Raw genomic sequence first — 7,620 nt, 5'->3', positions numbered from 1 at the left:
GCGCGTTGCGGTCGGAGTAGACGATCTTGCGCTGGTCGTTGGCGACGTCGTCGTACTCGAGCAGCTGCTTGCGGATGTCGAAGTTGCGCGCCTCGACCTTGCGCTGCGCGCTCTCGATGCTGCGCGTGACGATGCCGGCCTCGATGGCCTCGCCGTCGGGCATCTTCAGCCGGTCCATGATCGCGCGCACGCGGTCGCCGGCGAAGATGCGCATCAGCGGGTCTTCGAGCGACAGGTAGAAACGCGACGAGCCGGGATCGCCCTGGCGGCCGGCACGGCCGCGCAGCTGGTTGTCGATGCGCCGGCTCTCGTGGCGCTCGGTGGCGATGATGCGCAGGCCGCCCACGCCGACGACCTGCCCGTGCAGCGACTGCCACTCGTCGCGCAGCTTGCTCGCGCGGGCCTGCCGGTCGGCGTCGGACAGTGCGGGGTCGGCCTCGAGCAGCTGGATCTGCTTCTCGACGTTGCCGCCGAGCACGATGTCGGTGCCGCGGCCGGCCATGTTGGTGGCGATCGTGATCATCTTCGGCCGCCCGGCCTGCGCGACGATCTCGGCCTCCTTCGCGTGCTGCTTGGCGTTGAGCACCTGGTGCGGCAGCTGCGCCTTTTGCAGCAGGCCGGAGACGAGCTCGGAGTTCTCGATCGACGTGGTGCCCACCAGCACCGGCTGGCCGCGCTCGTGACAGTCGCGGATGTCGGCGATCACGGCGTCGTACTTCTCGCGCGCGGTCTTGTACACGAGGTCGAGCTCGTCCTTGCGGATCATCGGCCGGTTCGGCGGGATGAGCACCGTCTCCAGGCCGTAGATCTCCTTGAACTCGTAGGCCTCGGTGTCGGCGGTGCCGGTCATGCCGGCGAGCTTGCCGTACATGCGGAAGTAGTTCTGGAACGTGATCGACGCCAGCGTCTGGTTCTCGCTCTGGATCGGCACGCCTTCCTTGGCCTCGACGGCCTGGTGCAGCCCGTCGCTCCAGCGGCGCCCGGTCATCAGGCGGCCGGTGAACTCGTCGACGATCACCACCTCGGGACCGTGCTCGCCCTGCTGCACGACGTAGTGCTGGTCGCGGTGGTACAGGTGGTTCGCGCGCAGCGCCGCGTAGACGTGGTGCATCAGCGCGATGTTGGCCGGGTCGTACAGGCTCGCGCCCTCGGCGAGCAGGCCGGCCTGCGTCAGCAGTTCCTCCGCGCGCTCGTGGCCCTGCTCGGTGAGGAACACCTGGTGGGTCTTCTCGTCGACGGTGAAGTCGCCGGCCTCGATCACCCCCTGGCCGGTGCGCGGGTCGGCCTCGCCGACCTGCTTCTTCAGCCCGGGCACGATCGCGTTGATGCGCACGTACAGCTCGGTGTGGTCCTCGGCCTGGCCGCTGATGATCAGCGGCGTGCGCGCCTCGTCGATCAGGATCGAGTCGACCTCGTCGACGATCGCGTAGTTCAGCCCGCGCGCGACGCGGTCGCGCGTCTCGTAGACCATGTTGTCGCGCAGGTAGTCGAAGCCGAACTCGTTGTTCGTGCCGTAGGTGACGTCGGCGGCGAACGCGGCCTGCTTCTCGTCGCGCATCATCCCCGGCACGTTGACGCCCACGGTCAGCCCGAGGAAGCCGTACAGCCGGCCCATCCACTCGGCGTCACGGCGCGCGAGGTAGTCGTTGACGGTGACCACGTGCACGCCCTTGCCCGGCAGCGCGTTCAGGTACACCGGCAGCGTCGCGGTCAGCGTCTTGCCCTCGCCGGTGCGCATCTCGGCGATCTTGCCTTCGTGCAGCGCCATGCCGCCGATCAGCTGCACGTCGAAGTGGCGCATCTTGAGCACGCGCTTGCTCGCCTCGCGCACCGTGGCGAAGGCCTCGGGCAGCAGCGCGTCGAGCGTCTCGCCCTTGGCGACGCGCTCGCGGAACTCGTCGGTCTTGGCGCGCAGCGCCGCGTCGTCGAGCTTCTCGAACTGGCCTTCGAGCGCGTTGATGCGTTCGACGGCGCGGCGGTACTGCTTCAGCAGGCGGTCGTTGCGCGAGCCGAAGATGGCGGTCAGGACGTTGAGCATGCGAGGCGGGTCAAGGCGTTGGGGCGGCGCATCGCGCGCTGCGGCGGCGTCGATGCGGCGCCGGTGGGGGCGGGCCTGCGGCCCGGCGGCCGCAGCGCGACGCGGGCGCAGCCACGCCGCCGCGTGAAGCGCGGCAGTTTAGCACCCGGGGGGTCAGCCCCTGGCGCCGCGCAGGCGGCGCTGGCCAGCGGCGCGCGCACCCGCGTCGGGCCGGCCGGCGAGGAAACGCGCCGGGTTCTGCGGCACGCCGTCGAGCAGCACCTCGAAGTGCAGGTGCGCGCCGGTGGAGCGGCCGGTGGAGCCGACCTCGGCGATGCGCTGGCCCTGGCGCACCAGGTCGCCGGCGCGCACCAGCATCCGCGACGCGTGCGCGTAACGCGTCAGCAACCCGTTGCCGTGGTCGACCTCGACGAGCTGCCCGTACGCCGGATGCTCGCCGGCGGTGACGACCACGCCGCCGGCGGCAGCAAGGATCGGCGTGCCCACCTCGGCCGGAAAGTCGAGCCCGGTGTGCAGCGCCGGCTCGCCGGTGAAAGGGTCGCTGCGAAAGCCGAAGCCCGAGCCCACCGGCCCGTCCACCGGCTTGCTGCTGGGCACCAGCAGCCTGGCCAGCCGAGCCTCGAACAGCCGCGACTCGATCAGCGTGAACACGTCGGCGCGGTGCCCGGCGGCCAGCTCGAGCTGCTGCACCTGCGCGCGCAGGTGCTCCAGCGACGGCGCGGCCGCCGGTGCGACGAACGGCCCGCCGCGCGCGCCGTCGCCCTGCGCGCGGCGCAGCGGGCGCAGTTCGTCGGGCTTGACGCCGGCGAGGTCGGAGACGCGCTCGCCCATCGCCTCGAGCTGCATCAGCCGCGCCTGCAGTTCACCGACCTTGCGCGCCATCGCGTCGAGGTTCTCGCGCATGAAGCGGTCGCGCTGCTCGAACTCGTCGCGCACGACGAAGCGCACGATCTGGCTGACCACGGGCCAGCCCTCGCGCGCCGCCTTCGCGAACACGAAGTGGTACGACAGGCCCGACAGCAGCACCAGCGCGACGAGCGCCGCCAGCGAGGAGGCCGCCAGTTGCAGCGCCGAGAACTGCAGCACCCGGCTGCGGCCCGGCGCGGTGCCGGTGACGAGGATCTGCATCGCTACACTCCCTGCATGTCGAAGCCGTCGACGTTTCCGCCGCGCGGCCCCGCGGTGATGCCGCCGGCGGCCGTGCCGCTGGCCAGCGCGATCGAGTCCAGCGCCGCGCTCGCCCGGCTGGGTCAGCGCCTGCGCGAGTCCCGCGAACGCCTGGCCACGGCCGCCGAGGCGCTGCCCGAGGCGCTGCGCCCGCACGTCCTGCCCGGCCCCTGCGACGACCGGCAGTGGGTGCTGCTGGCCGCCAACGGCGCCGTCGCGGCCAAGCTGCGCCAGTGCCTGCCGACGCTCGAGCAGCGCCTGCAGGCCGCCGGATGGCCGCCGCTGGACATCCGCATCCGCGTGCTGCAGCGCTGATCGCAGCCCCGACGGTGACCGATCCGAACCGGCCCCGGCGACGCCGACGTTCGCCCGCGGCGGACGCAGCCCGACGTGCGGCGCAGTATAGGGGGCGCGCCGCGGCCACCGCGGCGCACGCTGCCCGGCGCGCCGGCACCGATGCCCCGCCACGATGCACGCCGACGCCGCGCTGACGCCGCCCGCCGCGACCGACGACCCGTCGCTGCGCGACGCGCAGGACGTCGCCCGCGACCTGGGCACCGACGTCGACGCCGGGCTGACGTCGGCGCAGGCGGCGCAGCGGCTGGCCGCCGACGGTCCCAACGCGCTGCGCGCCGCCGCGCCGGTGCCGTGGTGGCGACGCTGGCTGGCGCAGTTCCAGGACCCGCTGGTGCTGCTGCTGCTCGTCGCGGTGCTGATCGCGCTGGCCGCGTGGGCCGTCGAAGGCTTCGCCGGCTGGCCGGTCGACGCACTGGTGATCACCGCGGTGCTGCTGCTCAACGCGGCGATCGGCCACGCGCAGCAGTCGCGCGCACGCAGCGCGGTGGCCGCACTGGCGCGCATGACCGCCGCCACCGCGTCGGTCGTGCGCGACGCCCAGGTGCGGCGCGTGCCCAGCGAGCAGCTGGTGCGCGGCGATCTGCTGCTGCTGGCCGAGGGCGACGCGGTCGGCGCCGACGCGCGGCTGGTCGCCGCGAACGCGCTGCGCGTGCAGGAGGCGTCGCTCACCGGCGAGAGCGAGGCGGTGCTGAAGGACGCTGCCACGCTGGCGGCACCTGCGGCGCCGGCCGAGCGCGCCGACATGGTGTTCAAGGGCACGTCGGTGGTTTCGGGCACGGCGCGCGCGGTGGTCACCGCCACCGGGATGGGCACCCAGATGGGCGCGGTGGCCAGCCTGCTCGAGGCCACCGTCGAGGAGCCGACGCCGCTGCAGCGCGAGGTGGCCGTGATCGGGCGCATGCTCGCGCGGGCGGTGGTCGTCATCGCCGTGGTCGTCGTCGCCACGGTGCTGCTGCTGGCCGATCGGCGCAGCGCCGCCGACGTCGTCACCGTGCTGCTGCTCGGCGTGTCGCTGGCGGTGGCCGCGGTGCCCGAGGGGCTGCCGGCGATCCTGTCGGTGGTGCTGGCGCTGGGCGTGCAGCGCATGGCGCGACGCCAGGCCATCGTCAAGACGCTCTCGTCGGTGGAGACGCTGGGCTGCGCGACGGTGATCTGCACCGACAAGACCGGCACGCTGACGCGCTCGGAGATGACCATCGAGCGCGTGGCCACCGCGTCGGGCAGCAGCCGCGTCACCGGCGTGGGCTACCGCCCCGAAGGGCAGGTGCAGCACGAGGGCCGGCCGCTCGAGAGCGGACCGGTGCACGCCGAGCACGTCGTCGTGCTCAGCGGCGGCAGCCTGGCCGGCAACGCCAGCCTGCGCCGGGACGACGCCGGCGAGTGGGAGATCCACGGCGACCCGACCGAGGCCGCGTTCCTGGTGGCCGAGCGCAAGCTCGGCGTGCACGAGCAGCGGCAGCGTCGCTTCCAGCGCGTGGCCGAGATCCCGTTCAGCTCGGACCGCAAGATGATGTCCACCGTCGAGCGCGACCTGGATCACGACGGCCGGCTGCTCGTCGTCAGCAAGGGCGCGCCCGACGTGCTGCTCGCGCGCTGCACCCGCGTGCGCGTCGGCGCCGAGGTGCTGCCGCTCGACGACGCGATGCGCGCGCGCGCGCTGGCCGACGTCGACCGGCTCGGCGGCGAGGCGCTGCGCACGCTGGCCGTCGGCTACCGGCCGCTGCAGCCGCACGAGGCGGCGGACGACGCCGCCGCGCTCGAGCGCGACCTGATCTTCGTCGGCACCGTGGGCATCATCGACCCGCCGAGGCCCGAGGCCGGCGCGGCGATCGCCGAGGCGCGGCGTGCGGGCATCCGGGTGATCATGATCACCGGCGACCACCCGCGCACCGCCGCACGCATCGCCGCCGACCTGGGCATCGCCGCGCCCGGCGCGCGCGCGCTGACCGGCGCCGAGCTCGACGCGCTCGACGACGCCGACCTCGCCGCCGCGGTGCGCGAGACGTCGGTGTACGCGCGCGTCGCGCCGGTGCACAAGCTGCGCATCGTCGACGCGCTGCAGGCCGACGGTCACGTGGTGGCGATGACCGGCGACGGTGTCAACGACGCACCGGCGCTGAAGTCGGCCGACATCGGGGTGGCGATGGGCATCACCGGCACCGAGGTCGCCAAGCAGGCGGCGAAGATGGTGCTCGCCGACGACAACTTCGCCACCATCGTTGCCGCGGTGCGCGAGGGCCGCGCCATCTTCGACAACATCCGCAAGTTCCTGCGCTACCTGCTGTCGTCGAACATGGGCGAGGTGCTGACGGTGTTTCTCGGCGTGGTCGGCGCCGGCGTGATCGGCCTGAGCGGCCACGGCGAGGCGGTGGTGCTGCCGCTGCTGGCCACGCAGATCCTGTGGATCAACCTGATGACCGACGCCGGCCCGGCGCTGGCGATCGGGCTGGACCCGCCGGTCGACGACGCGATGGCGCGCACGCCGCGGCGGCGCGGCGAGCGCGCGATCGACGCGCGCATGTGGGCCGGCGTGCTGTCGCTGGGCCTGGTGATGGCGCTGGCCACGCTGCTGACGCTGGACCTGCACCTGCCCGGCGGGCTGATCGAGGGCTCGCAGACGCTGGACCGCGCGCGCACCGCGGCGTTCACGGTACTGGTGCTGGCGCAGCTGTTCAACTGCTTCAACGCGCGCTCGGAGACGGTCAGCGCGCTGCGCCGCCCGTTCACCAACGCCTGGCTGTGGGGTGCGATCGCGGTGTCGCTGGCGCTGCAGGTCGCGGTGGTGCACCTGCCGGTGCTCAACGTCGCCTTCGGCACCGTGCCGCTGTCGCCCGAGCAATGGCTGCACTGCGTCGCGATCGCCAGCAGCGTGCTGTGGTTCGGCGAGCTGCGCAAGCTGGCCTACCGCCGGTGGGACGCGCGCCGCACCGCCCGCGGGGCGCGGTGAGCAGGACGACCGCGCCGGATCGGGCGGGCATGGTGCCGGCTGTCCGGATCGAACGGACGACCTTCCGCTTACAAGGCGGGTGCTCTACCAGCTGAGCTAAGCCGGCCGCGACGCAGCCGTTGATTGTAGGACGCGCCCCCGCGGCGCCCGCCTCACTTGATGCGCTTGAGCGACGGCCGCGCAGGCGGGGTGCCGTCGGGCGGCGGCTCCTCGTCGGGTGGCGCCGCGGTGGCTTCCTCGCCTTCGACGCTGGCCAGTCGCAGGCCGCGCGGTGCGGCCTTCGGCGCCACCGGCGCGGCGGCGGCATCGCCCGCCGCGGCCGCGGTGGGCACGGGGAACGCCATGCCCTGGCCGTTCTCGCGCGCGTAGATGGCCACCACGTGATCGACCGGCACGACGATCTCGCGCGCCACGCCGCCGAAGCGCGCCTTGAACTCGATGAACTCGTTGCCCAGCTTCAGTCCCGAGGTGGCCTCGAAGCCGACGTTGAGCACGATCTCGTCGTTCTTCACGTACTCCGCCGGCACCTGCACGCCGGCGTCGACGTGCACCGCGATGTACGGCGTGAAGCCGTTGTCGGTGCACCAGTCGTGCAGCGCGCGGATCAGGTACGGGCGCGTCGACGTGCCCGGGGTGTCGGCCGGCGGCGGCGCTGCGTTGCTCATCGACGTGCCACCCGCGCCGGGCTCACTTGCGCATCACCTTCTCGGACGGCGTCAGCGCCTCGATGTACGCCGGGCGCGAGAAGATGCGCTCGGCGTACTTGAGCAGCGGCAGCGCGTTCTTGCTCAGGTCGATGCCGTAGTAGTCGAGCCGCCACAGCAGCGGCGCGATGGCCACGTCGAGCATCGAGAAGTCGTCGCCCAGCATGTACTTGTTCTTCACGAAGATCGGCGCGAGCTGCGTCAGCCGGTCGCGGATCTGCCCGCGCGCCTTCTCGAGCTGCTTCTCGTTGGGCTTGACGCCGCGTGCTTCGAGGATGTTGACGTGCGCGAACAGCTCCTTCTCGAAGTTGAGCAGGAACAGGCGCACGCGCGCGCGCGCCACCGGGTCGCCGGGCATCAGCTGCGGGTGCGGGAAGCGCTCGTCGATGTACTCGTTGATGATGTTC

General features: G+C 72.9%; 6 protein-coding genes and 1 tRNA gene. 2 read left to right on the top strand and 5 right to left on the bottom strand.

Going from position 1 to position 7,620, the window contains the following annotated elements; all coding sequences use genetic code 11:
• Together secA and PKC53_RS18155 are read right to left on the bottom strand one after the other, a co-directional pair.
• The coding region (gene secA / locus PKC53_RS18160; protein ID WP_324431207.1) for a preprotein translocase subunit SecA at window positions 1-2,038 on the bottom strand (2,038 nt) is incomplete at its 3' end.
• 153 nt (window positions 2,039-2,191) lie between these two features.
• The gene (locus PKC53_RS18155; RefSeq protein ID WP_324431205.1) at window positions 2,192-3,166 is read right to left on the bottom strand and encodes a M23 family metallopeptidase; all 975 of its coding nucleotides are present in this window, start codon (window positions 3,164-3,166) and stop codon (window positions 2,192-2,194) included.
• A gap of 15 nt (window positions 3,167-3,181) precedes the next feature.
• Between PKC53_RS18155 and PKC53_RS18150 the strand changes: the two genes are divergently transcribed.
• Window positions 3,182-3,520, top strand: coding sequence for a hypothetical protein (locus tag PKC53_RS18150; protein ID WP_324431203.1), 339 nt, complete (start codon window positions 3,182-3,184; stop codon window positions 3,518-3,520).
• A gap of 154 nt (window positions 3,521-3,674) precedes the next feature.
• Complete coding sequence (locus tag PKC53_RS18145; protein ID WP_324431201.1) at window positions 3,675-6,509, top strand: cation-translocating P-type ATPase; 2,835 nt, start codon at window positions 3,675-3,677, stop codon at window positions 6,507-6,509.
• A 30-nt stretch (window positions 6,510-6,539) separates the two neighbouring features.
• Here the strand turns inward: PKC53_RS18145 and PKC53_RS18140 are convergent.
• From PKC53_RS18140 to PKC53_RS18130, 3 genes are all read right to left on the bottom strand, one after another.
• A tRNA-Thr gene (locus PKC53_RS18140) sits at window positions 6,540-6,615 on the bottom strand.
• A 46-nt stretch (window positions 6,616-6,661) separates the two neighbouring features.
• On the bottom strand, window positions 6,662-7,174 hold the full coding sequence (locus tag PKC53_RS18135; protein ID WP_324431199.1) for a ClpXP protease specificity-enhancing factor: 513 nt from the start codon (window positions 7,172-7,174) through the stop codon (window positions 6,662-6,664).
• A gap of 22 nt (window positions 7,175-7,196) precedes the next feature.
• On the bottom strand, window positions 7,197-7,620 hold a 424-nt coding region (locus PKC53_RS18130; RefSeq protein ID WP_324431197.1), incomplete at its 5' end, for a glutathione S-transferase C-terminal domain-containing protein.

The sequence above is a fragment of the Azohydromonas sp. genome (assembly GCF_035325925.1).
GTDB lineage: Bacteria > Pseudomonadota > Gammaproteobacteria > Burkholderiales > Burkholderiaceae_C > Calidifontimicrobium.
The sequence above is the reverse complement of the archived record's forward strand: the minus strand, read 5'-3'. Positions and strand labels throughout refer to the sequence as shown.